Annotated in this window: 16 protein-coding genes; 10 read left to right on the forward strand and 6 right to left on the reverse strand. The window is 69.0% G+C overall.

The window, feature by feature from the left end; translation table 11 throughout:
- Nucleotides 1–15: 15 nt before the first annotated feature.
- The 7 genes from VFZ92_RS07630 to VFZ92_RS07660 all read left to right on the forward strand — a co-directional run bounded on the left by VFZ92_RS07630 (nucleotide 16) and on the right by VFZ92_RS07660 (nucleotide 4,712).
- Nucleotides 16–987, forward strand: coding sequence for a GNAT family N-acetyltransferase (locus VFZ92_RS07630; RefSeq protein ID WP_330875089.1), 972 nt, complete (start codon nucleotides 16–18; stop codon nucleotides 985–987).
- Entirely contained in the window at nucleotides 987–2,045 is a 1,059-nt protein-coding gene (locus tag VFZ92_RS07635; protein ID WP_330875090.1) for a GNAT family N-acetyltransferase, read from the forward strand. Before VFZ92_RS07630 ends, VFZ92_RS07635 begins: the two co-directional genes overlap by 1 nt.
- 495 nt (nucleotides 2,046–2,540) lie before the next feature.
- Nucleotides 2,541–2,711, forward strand: a complete 171-nt coding sequence (locus tag VFZ92_RS07640) for a hypothetical protein (RefSeq protein ID WP_330875091.1) — start codon at nucleotides 2,541–2,543, stop codon at nucleotides 2,709–2,711.
- Nucleotides 2,699–2,953, forward strand: a complete 255-nt coding sequence (locus VFZ92_RS07645; RefSeq protein WP_330875092.1) for a GNAT family N-acetyltransferase — start codon at nucleotides 2,699–2,701, stop codon at nucleotides 2,951–2,953. The genes VFZ92_RS07640 and VFZ92_RS07645 overlap by 13 nt, the downstream gene beginning before the upstream one ends.
- A 294-nt stretch (nucleotides 2,954–3,247) precedes the next feature.
- Nucleotides 3,248–3,640 (forward strand): hypothetical protein, encoded by a 393-nt coding sequence (locus VFZ92_RS07650; RefSeq protein ID WP_330875093.1) that lies wholly within the window; start codon nucleotides 3,248–3,250, stop codon nucleotides 3,638–3,640.
- Nucleotides 3,641–3,709: 69 nt separating this feature from the next.
- Complete coding sequence (locus VFZ92_RS07655) at nucleotides 3,710–3,994, forward strand: hypothetical protein (protein WP_330875094.1); 285 nt, start codon at nucleotides 3,710–3,712, stop codon at nucleotides 3,992–3,994.
- Entirely contained in the window at nucleotides 3,957–4,712 is a 756-nt protein-coding gene (locus tag VFZ92_RS07660) for a class I SAM-dependent methyltransferase (protein ID WP_330875095.1), read from the forward strand. Before VFZ92_RS07655 ends, VFZ92_RS07660 begins: the two co-directional genes overlap by 38 nt.
- 162 nt (nucleotides 4,713–4,874) lie before the next feature.
- On the opposite strand, the gene VFZ92_RS07665 is transcribed toward VFZ92_RS07660, so the two are convergent.
- On the reverse strand, nucleotides 4,875–5,312 hold the full coding sequence (locus VFZ92_RS07665; protein WP_330875096.1) for a hypothetical protein: 438 nt from the start codon (nucleotides 5,310–5,312) through the stop codon (nucleotides 4,875–4,877).
- Between the two features lie 62 nt (nucleotides 5,313–5,374).
- Nucleotides 5,375–8,158, reverse strand: a complete 2,784-nt coding sequence (locus tag VFZ92_RS07670; RefSeq protein WP_330875097.1) for a BTAD domain-containing putative transcriptional regulator — start codon at nucleotides 8,156–8,158, stop codon at nucleotides 5,375–5,377.
- 861 nt (nucleotides 8,159–9,019) lie between these two features.
- Here VFZ92_RS07670 and VFZ92_RS07675 point away from each other — a divergent pair.
- Nucleotides 9,020–10,180 (forward strand): tetratricopeptide repeat protein, encoded by a 1,161-nt coding sequence (locus tag VFZ92_RS07675; RefSeq protein WP_330875098.1) that lies wholly within the window; start codon nucleotides 9,020–9,022, stop codon nucleotides 10,178–10,180.
- Nucleotides 10,181–10,369: 189 nt separating this feature from the next.
- Here VFZ92_RS07675 and VFZ92_RS07680 read toward each other — a convergent pair whose 3' ends face one another.
- Nucleotides 10,370–11,590 (reverse strand): hypothetical protein, encoded by a 1,221-nt coding sequence (locus tag VFZ92_RS07680; RefSeq protein WP_330875099.1) that lies wholly within the window; start codon nucleotides 11,588–11,590, stop codon nucleotides 10,370–10,372.
- 642 nt (nucleotides 11,591–12,232) lie between these two features.
- Here VFZ92_RS07680 and VFZ92_RS07685 point away from each other — a divergent pair.
- Complete coding sequence (locus tag VFZ92_RS07685) at nucleotides 12,233–12,631, forward strand: hypothetical protein (protein ID WP_330875100.1); 399 nt, start codon at nucleotides 12,233–12,235, stop codon at nucleotides 12,629–12,631.
- Between the two features lie 36 nt (nucleotides 12,632–12,667).
- Here VFZ92_RS07685 and VFZ92_RS07690 read toward each other — a convergent pair whose 3' ends face one another.
- From VFZ92_RS07690 to VFZ92_RS07700, 3 genes are all read right to left on the reverse strand, one after another.
- A complete protein-coding gene (locus VFZ92_RS07690; RefSeq protein WP_330875101.1) occupies nucleotides 12,668–14,011 on the reverse strand; it encodes a NucA/NucB deoxyribonuclease domain-containing protein in 1,344 nt (447 codons plus the stop codon).
- Nucleotides 14,012–14,501: 490 nt separating this feature from the next.
- Nucleotides 14,502–15,041 (reverse strand): AfsR/SARP family transcriptional regulator, encoded by a 540-nt coding sequence (locus VFZ92_RS07695; protein WP_330875102.1) that lies wholly within the window; start codon nucleotides 15,039–15,041, stop codon nucleotides 14,502–14,504.
- A gap of 523 nt (nucleotides 15,042–15,564) precedes the next feature.
- Complete coding sequence (locus tag VFZ92_RS07700; protein WP_330875103.1) at nucleotides 15,565–16,248, reverse strand: TetR/AcrR family transcriptional regulator; 684 nt, start codon at nucleotides 16,246–16,248, stop codon at nucleotides 15,565–15,567.
- A 149-nt stretch (nucleotides 16,249–16,397) separates the two neighbouring features.
- On the opposite strand from VFZ92_RS07700, the gene VFZ92_RS07705 reads away from it, so the two are divergent.
- Entirely contained in the window at nucleotides 16,398–16,637 is a 240-nt protein-coding gene (locus VFZ92_RS07705) for a hypothetical protein (protein WP_330875104.1), read from the forward strand.
- Nucleotides 16,638–17,279: the final 642 nt, after the last annotated feature.

Here is a 17,279-nt window from a genome sequence, read left to right on the forward strand (position 1 = left end):
GCTTATCGGCGTCGGGTGGTGCGCAGCGTCGACGACCTGAGCCCCGGCACGGCCGCCGTGGTCAAGGCCGCGGGCGCGAACATGAACTACAGCACCGAGTTCATGCGCGCTTACGAGCGCTACCCGATCCAGGCCGTGCACGGTTGCTACTACGTCGAGCTGCTCGACGGCGACGGCGAGGTGGTGGCGTTCGCGCCGTGCTTCGTGCAGGGCGACCCGCTCGGCGCGTTGGGCCTGGGCCCCGGCGAACACGCGCTGCTGAGCCAGGTCTGGCACTGCTCGGACACCCGGCTGGTCGCCGCCCTGGCGTCCCCGGAGATCGCCACCGAGCTGCTGGCCGCGATGCGCGAGGTGGCGGCGTCGCTGAACCTGACGCGGACCGGGTTCATCAACGTCGCCGACGGCTCACCCAGCGCCCGCGCGCTGGAAACCGCGGGTGTGAAGGGTGTCCACCTGGACACCCGGTACTGGCTCGACCTCGCCAAGTACGGCAGCGAGGAGAACGTCATCGCCTCGATCAAGCCCACCAACCGCCGCGAGTACCAGCGGCACTGGCGGCGGGCGACCGAGGCGGGCGTGCGGATCACCACCCGCCACGCGGGCCCCGATGAACAGGTGTCGAAGCTGAACCTGCTGCTCACGACGATGGACCGGGTCGGCTCGCCCGGCTACTACGACGCGGACAAGCTCGTGAAGTTCCTCGCCGAGACCCCCAGCGCCTGGATCATCGAGATCGCCTTGGACGAGAAGCTGCTGGGCTTCGCGATCCTGTTCGTGGACGACACCCGGCTGCACGCGTGGGCGCTGGGGTACGACCGCGAGGTGAAGCTGACGTTCAGCCCGTACTACCTGATGTGGGGTTCCTTCATGCGGCTCGGCTACGAGCTCGGGTTGCCGACCCTGGAGGCGGGGCGGCGCAACGGCGAGTTCAAGATGCGCCACGGCCTCGTGCCGCAGGACCTCAGCGCGTACGTGGTGGACGTGTGATGGAACTCCTGGTCACCCCCGGCCTGCCCGACGACTGGGACGCCGTGGCCGGTGACGGCCCGGCGGCGGGCCGCGGCCGCTGGGTGCGGTTCGGCCAGTCCTGGTACCCCGGCCCGTACCGGACCTTCGCGCTGCGCGATGACGACGGCGCCTGCCTGGTCGCCATGGGCGGCACGGTCCTGCCCGAACCGGCGGCGGTGCCGCGACGCGACGCGTACCACATCCTCACCGGCCGCACGGCCCACCTGGGCCTGTTCGCCGACGGCGACCACCCCTGGCCCGCGGACCTCGACCCGGCCGACGTCCACCCGTGCCTGGTGCTGATGTACCCGAACTACGCCACCTACCAGGCCGGGCCCGGTGCCGACGACCCCGAGGTGCTGCGCCGGTTCGTGGCAAAACTCGTGGCATGGGCCAAGACCGAGGGCATCGTCTCGATCGCCCTGCTGTACCTCACGCCCCGCGCCCAACCGCTGATGGACGAGCTGGCCAAGGCCGGTTTCGGCGTGCACCGCAAGGGCGACCGCTGCGACATGGCGGTCACCTGGACGGACTTCGACGGCTACCTGCGCGCGTTGCCGAAGAAGTACCGCGACGAGGCCAAGCGCGAGATCAACCGGATGAACGAGCGCGGCCTCGTCCGCGCCCACCGCCCCATGGCCGCCGACGAGCCCGAACTGCTCGACCTGAGGTGCCGCCTCATCGAGAAGTACGACGGGAAGGTCAACCGGGCCGACCAGGAGGCCATCTTCGACGGTATCCGCGAGCACGTCGCACCGGAAGACATCACGGTGTTCACCGTGTCCGACGGCGACAAGCTGCTCAGCTTCAGCCTGTTCATCCAGGACGGTCCGGAGTGGACAGTCATGCTGATCGGCTCGGACTACCGGGAACCGGACGCCTCCTACGGCTACTTCTCCTGCATGTTCTACCAACCCATCGAACTCGCGCCCGCACGCGGTGTCGAACTCCTGGCCTACGGCTACGGCACGTTGGACGCCAAGCGCCGTCGGGGGTGCCGGCTCTCGCCGTACTACACCGCCGACTTCCGCTTCTGACCGGTCGACGGTGGGGACAGGCGTTGGCACCTGCCCCCACCGTCGAAACCGGTTCAGCATCAACCGGGCCGCAGGCCGGACGAAGGCCGGGCTTGGGCCTCGCGGTGGAAGACGTCGTCCGGGCCCAGGCGCGGGCCTCAAGCCGGTTGTCCGGCACCGTGCTGGCCGAAGACCACGTCCGTGCTGGTCAGGCGGCTTGGTGGTACTCGTTGAGGATGCCGCCCAGTCGTTGTCGGCGGCGGACGTCCAAGTCGCTGGTCTGGGCTCGGTCGGTGATCGGTGGCGGCAGCGGGTGCAGTGGTCGTGCGTCGGCGGTGCCCCGTGGGGTGCCAATGACCGGCCACGTGGTCTGACCTGCGGCCAGGGCCTGTGCCGAAGTCGGCTGAGGTGACTTCGATCCAGGTTGGCGCTGTTCGGCGTGTTGGTGATCAAAAATGAGCGAGGTCTCCGGTAATCGGTTCGTCGACCAAGAAGAACCCGAACACCGGAGACCTCGTGGACACCACGAGCACGACCTCGCGCCGGGGCGACCGGCAGGACCTCGACCTGCTGCTCGCGTTCTTCGACGAGGCCGTCGAATGGACGGTCGCGCGAGGCCGGCCCACCCAGTGGGGCATCGAACCATGGTCGACCGACCCGAGCGGGTGTCCCGCGTGGGTGACCTGATCGAATCGGGGCAGCTGTGGATCGCCGAGCACGACGGCGTGCCCGCTGGCGCGTTGATCGTCGGCGACCGCCCGGACCCGCACGTGCCGCCGGCGGATGAGCCGGAACGCTACGTCCGGCTGCTGATCACCTCACGATCGCGCGCAGGCAAGGGCATCGGCTCAGTGCTGCTGGACAAAGCCGGGGACGTCGCCCGCAACGACGGCATCGAACTGCTGCTGAGTGACGTGGTGGACGGGTAGCGGGGCCCTGGTCCGTGCAGGAGCGCGCCGCCTCGGCGATCTGCGCCAGCCTCGACCACAGCGCGCGACGCGGCAAACCGGTCTTCGGTGCACGCCGGTGCTGGTGCCGACCGGCGTGCACCGCGAAGACGCACGGCCGCGAACCCATGGGTTGATAGTCGGTACACGATCGTGTGTCAGATTGAAAATGACGAGAAATTTCTGTAGTTTTCCTCGCGAGCCCTGGACTGCATGACAGCATAAGATTGCGCGTTTTGTAGTCAAGTTTTCCTGTGTCAAATTGGTGAGGGTAAATTGTTCAAGAAGATCGGTGCTGTTGTCGTCACCGCTGCGGCGGGGATGGGGGTGATGGGGGGAGTGGCCTCGGCCTCGACGGACTTCTGTGGCGACTACTGCCTCGCGGAGGATCCTGCCGACCGGGCCGAAAATATCGGACCGGAGTATCACTATCGCGCCGGCCTGGTGTTCGTCAACGGTGAGGACGTCGTCCGAAGCACGAGTTTCTCCAACGCGTTCTGCGGCAATGACGTCGATGCTGCCGGAGTGCGATCCCCTGCGGGGGACGCGGTCGACGGCGTGGATTTCCCGGTGATGGCGCCAGGGCAACATCAGCCTGTCAACGCATCGCCCGATTTTTGTTCCGTGTCGGGAACCATCGACCAGGGGATCGATTCGAACGGTCGCTGAAAGGACGGGCGGCCCTTCCGCTGCTTCATGGGCTCACCAGCGTGGAGCCCGTCGACGGGCTGGCCGTCGATGGTGAAGAAGTCCGACCTGATCGTGCGCGAGCGCATCGCGATCTTCGCTTTTCCCGGCTCGACGTCACCGGTCGGATTCCTCGGGTTCGCCGTCGGCGCGGTGGATCTCGACGTTGTCGAAGTCCTGGAGGAAGCCGCCCCGTCGGACAAGACGAGGACGGCCTCGACCAGCTGGTCGAGTACGCGACCCCACCAGTCAAGCGATCCTGCCGGCAACGTCGTCACCGCTGGGGCGTCCTGTCAGCATGACGTCGACTTCGGAGAGCAGCGTGGTTGCTGCTGATCCCGCCCAGGAAAACGGCTATGACGGTATCGCCGAGGGATATTCGGCCGAGAACGAGACCAACCTGATGAACGCCTACTACGAGCGGCCCGCGGTGCTGGCCCTCGCGGGCGACGTGACCGGCAGGCGGATCCTCGACGCGGGTTGCGGCTCAGGGCCCCTGTTCGCCGCGCTACGCGATCGGGGCGCGGTTGTGACCGGTGTCGACGCGAGCGCGGGCATGGTGGAGCTGGCCCGGCGACGGCTGGGTGCCGGGGCCGACCTGCGGGTCGCCGATCTGGCTGATCCGCTGCCCTTCCCCGACGGTGAGTTCGACGACGTCATCGCGTCCCTGGTGCTGCACTACCTGCGGGACTGGGGACCGACGCTGGCCGAACTGCGACGCGTCCTGACCCCCGGCGGACGGCTCATCGTCTCTGTCGAGCACCCCTTCGTCATCACCCTGGTGCAGCGCGAGGCCGGGGAAAGGCCCGACTACTTCCAGACCCGCAGCCGAACCGAGGAGTGGACGCTGGGCGGCCAGTCAGCCAGGTTGACCTTCTGGGACCGCCCGCTGCACGCGATGACCGATGCCTTCACCGCGGCCGGCTTCCGCATCAACGTCATCAGCGAGCCGCCGCCCGCACCCGAGGCCCCCGAGTTGTTCCCCGACGACTTCCGGCAGTTCACCGGCACGAGGTTCCTGGGCTTCCTCTTCTTCGTCCTCCAGGCCGACTGACCAGGGACGGCCACAGCATCGGCGATGCCCTGGTGGGGTCGGTGCGCGTTGGAGATCTGTAGCGGCGATGACGTTCCGAGCGGCACGGGCACGCGTGGCTCGGGTGCGCGGCGGCCGTGCTGACGCGCCCGCGGTGCCGGTGCACCGCGGGCGCGTGACCTGTCAGGGTCGGCAGACGGAGTCCGTCTTGCGGCAGGCCTTCGAAGCCTTGTTCTTGTGCACCGAATCGGTCAGCTGGATGTTGACCTGGTGGATGCCTCCCGGCACGGACGTCGACAGGGAGAAGTCCGCGATGGGCACGCTCTCGCACACCCAGTCCAGGCCGACCGGGCCGGCCACCAGCGTGTTGCCCTGGTATCCGGCGTAGCCGACGTTGACGCACTCGTCCGTCTTCACCGCCAGCGTCTGGTTCGTGAAGGTGACGGTCCGCCCGGAGGACGACCAGGCCAAGTTCCCCTGGATGTGACCGACGATCACGCCGGAGCTGTGCTGCACCACCACGTCGAACGAGGACGGGGCGGCGTTGGCCGTTCCCGCGGTCGTGGTGGCGAGCAACGCCATGGTCCCCAGGGCGAGTCCGGCTCGTTTCAGGCTGCGCATCAGAGAAGTTCCCTTCGACTGGCCGACTCCCTGCCGACCGGTTTCCATGACCGCAGCCGCCGTCACCGGTTCGTCCTCGTTCCGTCCTCACCGCCGCTGACCTGCGCGTGGGCGAGGCGTTCCTGCAGACGACCGTGCCGGAACTGGTAGACCCCACCAACCTGCCGCAACACGCCACGACGGTGGGCGTCGTCGAGGAACGTCAGGAAACGCCAGGGGACGCGGCCTCGGGCGGCCAGCCAGACGACCACGGGACCCAGTGCGCCGGAGGCACGGGCCAGCCACACGCTGAGCCCCACCGAGAGGCCGAACAGCCCACCCGCGAGGCACGCCTGCGCGACGCTCCGGGTGGGTTCGAAGATCTGCCCGCCGATGACCGCGCCCGCCGCCGCGTAGGCGAGACCGCCGGGACGGGGGACGAGCAACCGGCCCAGCAGACCCGCGGCCACCCCGCCCGCCACACCCAGGACCACGTCGAAGCGGCCGTTCAGGATCTCGGTCGTGGGGTCGTCCGGGGTGAGCAGCAGCGCCAGCGTGAAGAACAGGCTCAGCGACACCACGAACGAGGCGGTCAGGGCGAGCGCCGCCCTGCGGTCGTCGCGCAGCACGGTGCCGGGGCTGGAGACGCGGTTCGCGTCCAGCGGGGTGTCGAGCCAGACGTGCACTCCGATGGCCAGGCCGAACACCACCGAGAGCAGGCACGTCGCCCACACCGGGAGCGACCAGCCGAACCCGAGGCAGACACCGATCACCGCACCGATGGTGAACCGCTGGGCGAAGCCGGCCGCGGTGCCCGCGAACCTCGCCTCCACCCGCAGCGGACCCGGCCTGCGCATCGCCCGGTGCGTGACGAACCCGGCGGCGCCGAACGCGACACCGTAGACGATCCCGATCGCGGGACCTGCGGCGAACCAGCCGGTGAGAGTGAACAGCACCGCGGGCGGCAGCCCCAGCAGAAGGCCCGCGATCGTGCTCGGCACTGCGCGTTCGAGCTGCCACCAGGCGAAGTCGTGGGAGCCGCCCAGGTGGCGGGCGAGGAAACCGAGCCAGCGCCGTGCCTCGGCCAGTTCGTAGTGGCGTGCCCTGGTGGCGCTGCCGGGCGGAGCCGGACGATCGCTGTAGACGGCGGGGAGGTACGCGTCGAGCAGGTGCCGTTCGACCGCCGCCTGATCGGGGAACCGCGTGGTGTCGCAGAGTTCGCGGGGATCGGTCGCGGGGTCGCGGTAGGCGGTCTGGGCCAGGTCGACCATCAACGGCGTGCGCAACGCCCGTGCGAGCGCTCCGTCCGGTTCCTGCCGCAGCGCGCGCACCACCGGCTGCCACCGCGTCTCGCCGGTCCGGCGGCGCGCGGTGAGGAAGTCGATCGCGTCCTGCACCCGCACCGGCCCGATCTCCACCACGGCGGCGCGGACCAGGAACGCCCCCTCCTGCCGCACCGCCGCCTCGTACTCGTCGCCCCGGCAGGTCAGCACGAGCGGCCGATCGCCGGTGACGGCCCTGTTGATGGCATCGATCGCGGCTGTGTGCAGGCCCGGCGGTGTCTCGTCGAGGCCGTCGAGCACCGGCATGACCCGCCCTTCGAGCACCAGCCGCAGCGCTGCGTCCCGGCCGTACGTACCGGTGTTGCCGAGCCCCGGGTACTCCTCGACCAACCGGCGGGCCAGCCACGAGTGCAGGTGTTCGGTGTGCGGGTTCCACGACGCCGGCGACAGCAGCACCGGCACCGGCTCGCCCGGCAGGGGGTCCGCGAGCAGACCGAGCGTCAGGAGGATCGCCAGCACCGACTTGCCCGCCCCCGGTTCGCCGAGCACCACGAGCTGACGTGCCGGTATCTTGCGCAACGACTCGACGACGTCGCTGAGGTCACCACTCAACGCCAGCCGTTCGGGCACCTCGCCGGGCCGCGCGCCCAGCACCGACGAGGCCGCGGCCGCCACGTTGCGTTCGGTGCTGGACCACGTCAGCGGCACGGGCCGCAGCCGGTCCAGCGACCGCAGTTCGACCTCGGCCGTCCACTGCCTGCCGATCGCCGCCGCCAGCTCGCGCACCGCCCGGTCGAGTTCGTCGTGCCGGGCGAACGCGTCGATGTCCGCGGGCCCGCCGGGTGTTCTCGTCTCGCCGCGCAGCACGCGCTCGTGCAGGTCCCGGATCTCCTGACCGGGATCGAGGCCGAGTTCCTCGGCCAGGGTCGTCCGCAGCCTCTCGAACACCTGCAACGCGTCCGCCCGCCGTTCGCAGCGGTCGAGGGCGAGCATCAACTGCCCGTGCACCCGCTCCCGCAACGGATTCTCGGTGGCGACCTCGGCCAGCTCGTCGACGAGGTCCCGGTGCTGTCCCAGCGCGAGCTGCCAGTCGACGCAGCACTCGAAGGCGTGCAGCCGCTGCTCGTCCAGCCGAGCCGCCCGGCCGTCCAGCGCGCTCGCGCCCAGCCCGCTGAGCACCGGTCCGCGCCACAGCCGCAAGGCGGCCCGGATCTCGGTGACAGCCTCGTGCAGCGCACCGCGCTCACCCGTCTGCCGCGCCTGCGCCACCATCCTGGTGAAGCGCAACAGGTCGAGGTCGTTCTCGCCGACGGCGACGCGGTAGCCGGGACCATCGGTCACGATGATCCGCTGTTCGGTGTCGCCGAGGCGGTCGCGCAGCGCGGAGACGCAGTTCTGGACCTGCTTCGTGGCGGTCGCGGGCGGTTCGCCGTCCCAGGTCACCTCGACCAGCCTGCCGATCGTCACCACGGCGTTCGGTGTCAGCAGCAGCGCGGCCAGCACCCGCTGGTGCCTGCTGCCCGGCAGTGCGAGCCTTCCCTCCCCGGTCCACACCTGCAACGGTCCGAGCACGCGAAAGTCCACGCGACCACCCCCCGCGAGGAAGGTACCGAGGTCACTCGTCGGATTCGGGTGAGGATTTCCGGCTTCGCGGGTCGAGCGCTCAGGACCGCGACTCGTGCGACCGGCTGGCACGACCCCACGGCTTCCCGGTACGGCCGGTCGAGCACGCGGTACGGCAACCACCGCGCGAACCGGGCGATGGACGACCACGTCGACGTGATGCGGTTCAACCGCAAAAACGACTGACGCCGACCGGACGGGTCCTACGTCTGGCATCCGCTAGGCCCACGCCTTCGCTCGCTATCCCCTTTTGGCCTCGTGAGGTAAATCTCCCGGTGCACGAGTGCGAAAGTTGTCGTCTCCACGGGCAGAGGTACGCGATCCACTGTGGATGGACTTGATCACCCGGTGCTGCGGGCCCGGTGCTCCACGGGTGTGGACGAGGCGGCCGTATCCCCGCGCCCGTCGGGAAGCGGTGCGAGTGAAACGTTCGACGTTGCTTCGCCGATAACGACTTCTGGAGGTCCTGTGCGCGGAGTTGCGCCGGAAAGGAAGAAGCTTGCGGGCCGCGGTGATCGAGTGTCGGTCGCTGATATGAAGTAGGCGTGTTTTCGAGTAGAAACGCGCTCACGGCCGTTTTGGGGAAAGGTGATCTTTCACCCAATTGGTTGACATTGTTGATCATGTATGAAAGAACTTCACGTGCTCCGGTCGGTATGTATTCATCCATTCGATTCGTGCGGCGCTGGGTTGAACGGGCGACATGGACCCCGCTCCGGCGGTCGAGGCAGCATGATCGGGGGAGGGACCACCGGAGCGGGGCAGAGCGGAAGCCACACCGACAGAGGCGGCGAGTCGAGGTCGATCGAGGAGTTGTTGCTGGTGAGTCGGGCGCGGGACACACTGTCGAACGACGCCGAACTGCTCCTCTGCTTCCAAGTGCTCGACAGCCCCACGCTGCCCGCCCGCACTCTGGCCGCCGGTGCGAAGCGTGACCCCGGCGAACTCGACCGGCTCTCGACACGACACGACCAGGCACCCGCGGGCGTGGTCCGCCTCGACGAGGACCTGTTCGGCTGGCGCCCCGACGTCCCCGCCCTGCACCGACCGTGGACCGAGCCCGCCCGGCTGGTGACCCGCCGTCTCGGTGAAGACCTGCTCACCACCCTCGATGCCGCGTGCGACCGACTGGGACGCCCGGTCACCGGGTTCGCCTACCCGGTCAACACACCATTCCTGCCGCCGATGCGGTTCTCCGACGCGCCACAGGCCACGTCCTGGGTGCGCCGGCACCTGTCCCTCACGCTGGCCACCGTGCGCGCCGGCGGCACTGCGCGCTTGCGGTCGCTGGCCACCGCGCTCACGGCCCGTCTGTGGGCCTGCGCACCGACGGACGCGCCGCGACACTGGGCCGTGGATCTCGTCGAAGCGGGTACCCGCGCGGCGATCGACGACCGGCAACCGCACACCCTTGCCGGACTGCTGCGCTTGAGCGCTCGCTGGTTCGCCACGCAGGGCGATTTCGTCACCGCCGAAGCCCACGGAGTGCGGGAATGGGTGGTGTGGAAGGAACTCGACGACACCACCGGCATGATCGACACCCTCTGGCGGCGGGCGGTGATCTACCGCCAGGCCGGACGCGGCAATCGCGAGTTGGACTGCTACCAGCGTCTGCTGTCGCTCTACCGGCACACCGGGGACCGATTCGGTCTGGCACGCGCCCAGACCGCCCGCGGTGTCACCCTGGCCGCCACCGGGCGGGCCCGCGACGCGGCCGAGCAACTGCGCGACGCCGCTCGACTGGTCGAGGACCCCGACGACCTGCCGGGGGTGCCACCCGTCGAACTCGCCGGTCTGCTCGAAACGATGGGCCGCGCCTGCTGGAGCATCGGTGCCACCGGCACGGCCCGGCGGCATTTCAGCGACGCGCTGCGACTGCTGGTGGATGTGGACGAGCAGGTGGCGCACCGCATCCGCACCCTGCTGGCCACGCCCGAGAACCACCCCCTTCCCGGCAACGCCAGTCGGTCAGTCCCGCCATAGATGCACCAACGCGACGGCCACCTGGATCAGCGTGATCAGCGGTTTGAGCGCGGTCACCACCCGGCGGCGAACCGGGCGAGGCAGACGACGGTGCCGCCGGTGGTGGCGGCCGAGACGGGCAGGGCGGCGCGGTTCGGGACGGTCACAGGAGGACACGATCGGTCGCTGCTTTCGGAATCGGGGAACGGGTCAGTTCGCGGGAGGGGAGAAGACGGCCCTGTCCGACTCGGGGGCCTGCGGACTCTGCAACGCGTACACATCCAGCACCTGCCGGCAGACGAAGATCTTGTTGTAGGACTTGCCGCCGATGTTCTCCAGGACGCCGTGGTCCACCAGTTTGCGGGAGACCTGGGTGGCGGTGCGATCGGCCATGCCGTACATCGCCTCCAGCGCGCGATTGCTCGTCACCGGGGCGGTCATCAACCCTGCCACCACGCGCTGCACGGTGGGGGAGCCGTTCACCCGCTCGAGCAGCGCCACGCGCAACCCGTCCAACTCCTCGATCAACCGCAGTTGGGCGTGTGCCTGGGTTCGCACTCCGCGGGCGAAGAAGTCGATCCACTGCTCGATCGGACCGCCGTCGACCACCGCGCGGATCCGATCGTGGTACTCCCCGGCGTGCTCGTCCAGCCACGACGACAGTGGTAGGACGTGGCGGCGCAACAATTTCGAGCGCACCATCTCCAAGGAGCTGCAGATGCTCGTCAGGTAGGCGCCGGTGTCGGGAAACGGATCCAGCAGGGCCAGGTTCAGGTGGCCCATGGCGATCTTGCCGATCCGTGGCAGCGGATGCGGCGCGCGCACCCAGGTCGACCACTGGGCGAACGCGCTGTGCAGCATCGCCCCCGGTGGCGTGGTGAGGATGGGAACCTGCTGCGGCGACCTGCCCCGCAGCCACCCTTGACGAGTCCGCAGTCCCGACTCCAGCGGCCCGGTGACGGTATCGGTCAGCCTCTGGTTGATCTCGCCGAGCAGATCGGCATCGACGACCGCCCCGCCCGCCACCCTGGCCGTGCCGTGCTCGAAGGCGAGGATCACCCGACCGACCGGATGGCGCCGCAGCACCGCCTGCTGCGCGGAATCCCCGGCGGCCCGCGCCAACAGCAGTTCGGTCAACCACGTTTCCGACAGGTCCAGGCTCATCCCCGCCAGTTGCGCCGTGTTCTGCGCTTCTCGCAACCGTGTGCACAACGCGAACATCTCGCCGTGGGGCAGGCGGCGGGTGCTCTCGTTCAATTCACCCAGGGTGTACTCGGCCATCGCCAGCACGCGATGGGTCTCGGTGGGCACAATGAGGTCGGACGGCAGCGGGCGCGGCACGTAGGCCCGCATCCCGTGCAGTGCCTCAGGCAGGTCGTCGCTGTCCGACGCCTCGACCCACTCGCCGTGGGGTGCCGATGGGGAACTCATGGCGGAAGAGTGGGCCATCCGACCAAAACACTGCAACTGGTCAATTGTGACCATGCAAGATCAACATCCCGAGGCGGATGATCGTGCATCTGCCGGTGCACGGCCGGGTGACCGCCTCGAACCGGTGTTCATGCACGTCAACAACACGGGGACGGCCACGTGAAAGGGCAAAAATGCGGAGTGCGCGAACTCTCGGATGACTGCCGCCACCCATTCGGCAGATACCGCCTTGTCGATACATCGGCCTGCCGAGGTCGAAAAAATCACTCGATCGTGTACCTGGCTTGAGGTGTGTGCGGTTCTGCGGTCCTCTCGGGCGACACACTTCTGTGTGGCGAAGGTGCACCACGAGAACAGCCTGCTGCCAACACCGGCTGCGCGTGCGGCACGCCGCAAAACCCCGTGTTCAACACCCAGGGGTGAAGTCCCCTTCCGTGAACGGCCGCACCACGGCCTTGCCGCTACCTGGAGGTGGGTGCGCCCGCGCCCGTAGTCTCGCCGTGGGCTCCGCGGACGTGGAGCCGGTCGTTCGGTGGTTGACCACGACCAAACAGGCGTTCACCTGTTCCGGCCCACCGTCCGGGAAGCAGGTCACCGAGTGCGGGAGGTGGGCTTGTGCGCAGCCTCGATGACGAGGTGCTCGTGGAGCACGGCGTGTTCGGGCTGATGGATCTCGACGTGGACGGGTGTCCGCGCCCGTGGCCGGAAGGTTCGATGGAACCGGGTGCCGCGGTGGAGACCATCCGCAACCGGGTGGACATCGCGAGCGCGGCGCGGGACCACCTCGTCGCGGTGCGGCTCGAGTCGTGGTCGTCGAAGCCCGTCACGGACCGGGAGATCGACGACGAAGTGACCGTCGAGTTGACCTCCGGCACCGTGCAACTGTGGTCGGTGACCAGTGGGCCCGGCCGGGAGTTCGAGGTCGGACCCACTGGCACCTACAACCTGCGCGTGTCGTGCGAAGGGCACGAAGCGGCCATGCGACAGGACCTCGTTCCGGACTACACCGAGCGCTACCTGTTGCAGTTCTGGCCGGTCTGACCGGGCAGGGGGAATCCGGCCCGGTCAGGTGACGGGTCAGGACACGATCTTGATGAAGAACGCGTCGCCGTCGAGGATGCGGTCGTTGCCGTACCAGGTGCCCAGTCGACGTCCGGAGTTCTCGTTGTCGTAGCCGTTGATCGGCCTGACCGAGAACCGCCCGTACGGCTCGGGTTGGTACAGGTGCCGTGCCGCTCCCTCGTACGTGGAGGCGTGCGGGTACTCGTCACACTGCTGCCCGAGTTCCTCGTAGCCGGGCCACTGCTGCTTGCAGACCGGGACGGCGAAGTCCTCGCGGTTCTGCCGCCGCCGTTCCGCGTCGTGGTACAGCCGGTGCAGCGGGTCCTGCGCCGACGCACCGGGGATCGTCTTCCCCTCGATCCTCGGATAGGTCGACCCCGGCTGCTCTTGCGCGTCCTTGATGTGGAACGCGCTCTGCGTCACCTCGGGATCACCGGTGGACAGGGTCAGGTACGGGTCGACGCGGTTGAAGATGGAGCCCTGCTTGTTCGGCAGGTACCACGCCGAGTCGAACCGCACGCTGGTCTCGGGGCCATCGCGGTCCTGGGTGATCACACTCCGGAACTCGTACTCGATCTGGAACGTCCCCGTCGCCCGCTGCTCCCCCCTCGCGGGGTCCGGCGGGTCACCGGGGGAGTTGTAGAAGATCTTCCCGAGCTCGTCGTTCTCCCAGTCCGGCACCAGCTTGCTCACCCCGTTGTTGGCGGTGCGGCAACTTCCCGCGGGGTCGGCGGCGCAGTCGGCCTCGACCCGCAGGATGCCGAGGTTGCTGACCCCCCAGCTGTCGATCTCGTCGACCCGGATGCCCCAGTCCGTGTCGCGCAGACCGTTGTAGGCGTACCCCATGTTCGTGACCCGCGCGGAGAACCCGCCGACGGGGACGAGGAACGGTCCCACACGGCGGAACTGGTCGAATGAGAGCAGGCCCAACTGGCAGTACGAGAAGTGGTTCTTGATCCAGCCCTCCGGGCGCGAGGACTTCTCGGGGTTGGCCCGGCACTCCTCCGGGGTGATGTCGTCGATCAGCTGCTGCTCGACCGTCTCGCCGGCTGTGCCGTAGGTGGCGTCGTGCCGCAGCGCCAGCTCCCTCGCCTGCTCCTCACTGGTCGGTCGGACCTGCTGGTTCGGCTCCGACTTCGGCAGGTCCTCCACCCGCACGGTGTCGCTGGTCTCCTTGGCCCGGAACTCCGCGAGCGGTACCCCCGCCTCGTCGAAGTGCCGCGCTCCTGTCAGGAACCGCGCGACGCCGACGATCTCCCCTTCGGCCGGTTTTCGCCCCGCTACCGCGGGCTGAGCCGTCGCCGCGCCGATCAGCACGACGAACGAGGCCGCCAGCAGCGACCGGTTGCGTAATCGCATTGCTGTTTCTCCCCCCTGTTCCCCGACGAACGTGGGCGTTCGGTGTCGCCCGTGCATCGTGTTCCAGACGAACACTCGAACCCCCCGGTGCGGCAATCACCGTAGGGGCCAGAGGATCCAGGGGTGACGGGTTGCGAAACACCCATCCGATCGGCGGCGTCCAATCGGATGGCATGGCGTCGCCTGGGCCCGTGCGCCAACACCGCGGAGCCACGGGTCTCGACCCGTGGCTCCGGACGAGGCGAGACGGCCGTCGCGCGGCGACGTGATGCCGGTGCAGCGATGCCGCGAGGAACGCCTGATCAGCGGGAGAATCGCAGACCAGCCGCAGCAGCATGGCCGGCCATCGTCCTACAACGAGTGCCACCAGGCCGTCTGACCAGCGCGGACGACATTTCCGGCAAGCACGACACCGCTGCGCCTCAGACTGACCACGCCTCATTTTCCTTGCGCGGCAACAGCTACGCGGCCTTGGGGTGAGGCTCCTCCTTCACCCCGGCTGGTGGCGCGTCGTCTTGTCGCACTGCCAGGTGCGGATGGCTCGCGCCCTTCCGGCGTGGCTCCTGCTCTCCTCGACGCGGCCGAGTTCCCGCAGCGCCTCCGCCATGCCCTCGTGGGCGCGGGCCTCCTCGACGCGGTAGTCGGTGCGCAGAGCGAGGTCGACGGCCTCCTGGTAGTGGTCGAGCGCCGCTTCGGGGCCCTCGGCGCGGTGGACGGTCCACGCCAGGCACAGGTCGACGGTGTCGGGCGCGACGTTGAGCGAGTAGCCACCGTCCCGCCGGGTGATGGTCGCCCCGGTGTCGGCGAGCGCCTTCCGCAGCCGCGACACGTAGGTGCGCAGCACGGACCGCGCTCGAAGGGGCGGCTTCTCGTCCCACACCCGCTCCAGCAGGCGGTCGACCGTGACCGCCCGGTTCACGTCCACCAGCAGGGCGACCAGCACGCACCGCTGGCGCGCGTGCCCCAAGGGCAGCCGCCTGCCGCCCACACGGGCCTCGACACCGTCGAGGACCCGGAACTCCACGTCCACCACATTCCCCCTCCGCCCTTCGTACCGCTGTTGACGAGGGAATTCAACGTTTCGTCGACGGCTGCTCAACGCACAGCGCCCACCGTCGGTGGTGCGGTGGTCCTTCAGAGGGGTGGGCCACCGCGTCGACCACCACCGGGAGGTGCCGCGATGCACTCGCACCACAGCCACGATCCGGTCATCGTCCGGCAGCGCATGAGGGAAGCGGAGCAGGCGGCTGCGAACCACGGCCTGGCACGGCTCTTCACACGACGGCGGCGGAAACGCGTTCACCGGGAAGATCACGAACGTCGTGCTGGTGGGACTGGCCGAGGGCACCCCGGTTCGGCCAACCGCTTGCCGGGAGCGGGGACCGCCACGTCGTGATGGCCGTCCCCGCGACAAGCCCTGACGGTGCTCCACACCATCGGACGTCTCGGACCGCTGATCGGCTCGCGTGCCGATGGCGGCTGCACCGTCTCCGCCGGATGCACGATCGACGGGGCGGTCTCGGCGCTGGACAGCGAAGCGGGGTAGGGCGCGGTCATGGTTGAGCTTGCAGGATTCGGTCCAGGTGGTAGTCCAGGGTGCGCCGCACGTCTGCTCGGGTGCGGCGCTGGTGCAGCAGGTCAAGGCCGAGCCCGGTCACCCCGGCGACGAGCAGGTCGGCCTCGCGGGCCGCGTCGATCGAGTGCCGGGGCCCGGCCGCCGAGATCAGGGCCGTGACCATGTTCTCCAAAGGACTCCCGTCGTGCAGGAAGACCGATGCCAGCGCGGGATCGATCAGACTCCGCGTGTAGTAGGCGGTCATCACCCGCAGGCTGGTGCGGCGCTGATCGTCGAGCGGGAGCAGTTCTTCGAGCGCGGCACGCAGCAGCACCCTGGGATTCGACGCGTCGCGCAGTGCGGCGATCCGGTCTCGAGCCCGACGCTCGTTGTCGCGGTGCAGCAACCGCAGCGCCACGACCAGCAGGTCGTGCTTGCCCTTGAAGTGGTACTGGACCACCCGCGCCGACACGCCCGCCTCGACGGCGATCTCCCGGACGGTGGCCATGTCCAGGCCGCGCTCGGCGGCGATGCGCCAGACCGCCTCGACGATCCGGCGCTGACGCGCGGTCGGCTCGTCGACGACCACCGGGACCGGCGGGTTCTTGCGCGACCGGTACGCCCGAGCCCGGCAGGCGCGGGAGCAGTAGACAGGGCGACGGCCGCGCGAAGCCGGCCGCACCGGGCCACGGCAGACGCGGCAGCTCATTTCGTCACGCACATCCTCACGATACTTGACGTCAATACCGTGACGTATTGACTCATTGTGCCTTGATATAGCCAATTGTGAGTGATGAGGTTGATACGTTCGTATCCTGATGGAGGTGGCTCGTGGACGACGGCTGGTACCGGCTGGCACTGCTTCTCACGCTGATCGTGGGAGTCTGGGAAGGGCCGATCGCCATCATCTTTCGGGCCTTCACCGACAAGGGCCCGAACGCGCTCGTGGCGGCCAACTACCTCCCCGCACCGTGGTGCTACGTCGCCGCCGTAGCCGCGGGAGCCGTCGCGTTCGCGGTGATCGCCGTCCTGGAGACCTTGCGCAAGCACGCCGTGGGGGAAACCAAGTAGTCGAGCAGTCCGGCGCTGTTCGGCTGACGGCGTGAGTCCGGTCGACACGGAGAGGATCGACACGAACGCGGGGGAGGGCGTCGTCGTGCCGTTCGACCGTTGCCGTCGACGGGCGTAGAGGTCGGTGATCGGTGGTGGGAGCGCGTGCAGCGGTCGTGCGTTGGTGATGCCTCGGTGCGGAACTGGAACTCCTCCCGCTCCGCGTAGGGCACGCCCGAGCAGTTCGCAGATCACCTTCGACGGCACCGGCAGCGCGACCTCCGGCAGCGGATCCGCGCCGGGGCCCGCCCCCTCCAGTTGGTCGACCTGTTCGGTCACGACCTGTTCGACGTAGGGCTGGAGCGACCGCACCCGCTTGAGGGTGAAGGCTCCGGTGAGCATCCGGTGCGGCCGCGCGTGCTCGGTGCCGTTGTAGTCGAGCAGGAACCCCGGCTGGTCCTGCGGACCGGTGTCCTGCCCGTGGCGGGCAGGACACCGGAACCGGTCGCGAAGCGCGGATTGCCGGTGGCCAACCGCCCTGAGCGCCGTTCTAACGATCGTCTCAGGTTCGTTCGGTACGAAGTGGGCATCGCCGGACGACGCGGGTCTCGGCCTCGCCTGCGTGGCCGAACGCGCCGCGCTCGAAGGCGGGACGGTCAGCGC

This window comes from Umezawaea sp. (assembly GCF_036375055.1).
Classification (GTDB): Bacteria; Actinomycetota; Actinomycetes; order Mycobacteriales; family Pseudonocardiaceae; genus Umezawaea.

Coding starts and splice junctions, on each gene's coding strand:
- VFZ92_RS07635 (WP_330875090.1), top strand. CDS start 987: ATGGAACTCCTGGTCACCCCCGGCCTGCCCGACGACTGGGACGCCGTG.
- VFZ92_RS07655 (WP_330875094.1), top strand. CDS start 3,710: ATGGTGAAGAAGTCCGACCTGATCGTGCGCGAGCGCATCGCGATCTTC.
- VFZ92_RS07680 (WP_330875099.1), bottom strand. CDS start 11,590: ATGAGTTCCCCATCGGCACCCCACGGCGAGTGGGTCGAGGCGTCGGAC.
- VFZ92_RS07690 (WP_330875101.1), bottom strand. CDS start 14,011: ATGCGATTACGCAACCGGTCGCTGCTGGCGGCCTCGTTCGTCGTGCTG.
- VFZ92_RS07660 (WP_330875095.1), top strand. CDS start 3,957: ATGACGTCGACTTCGGAGAGCAGCGTGGTTGCTGCTGATCCCGCCCAG.
- VFZ92_RS07665 (WP_330875096.1), bottom strand. CDS start 5,312: ATGCGCAGCCTGAAACGAGCCGGACTCGCCCTGGGGACCATGGCGTTG.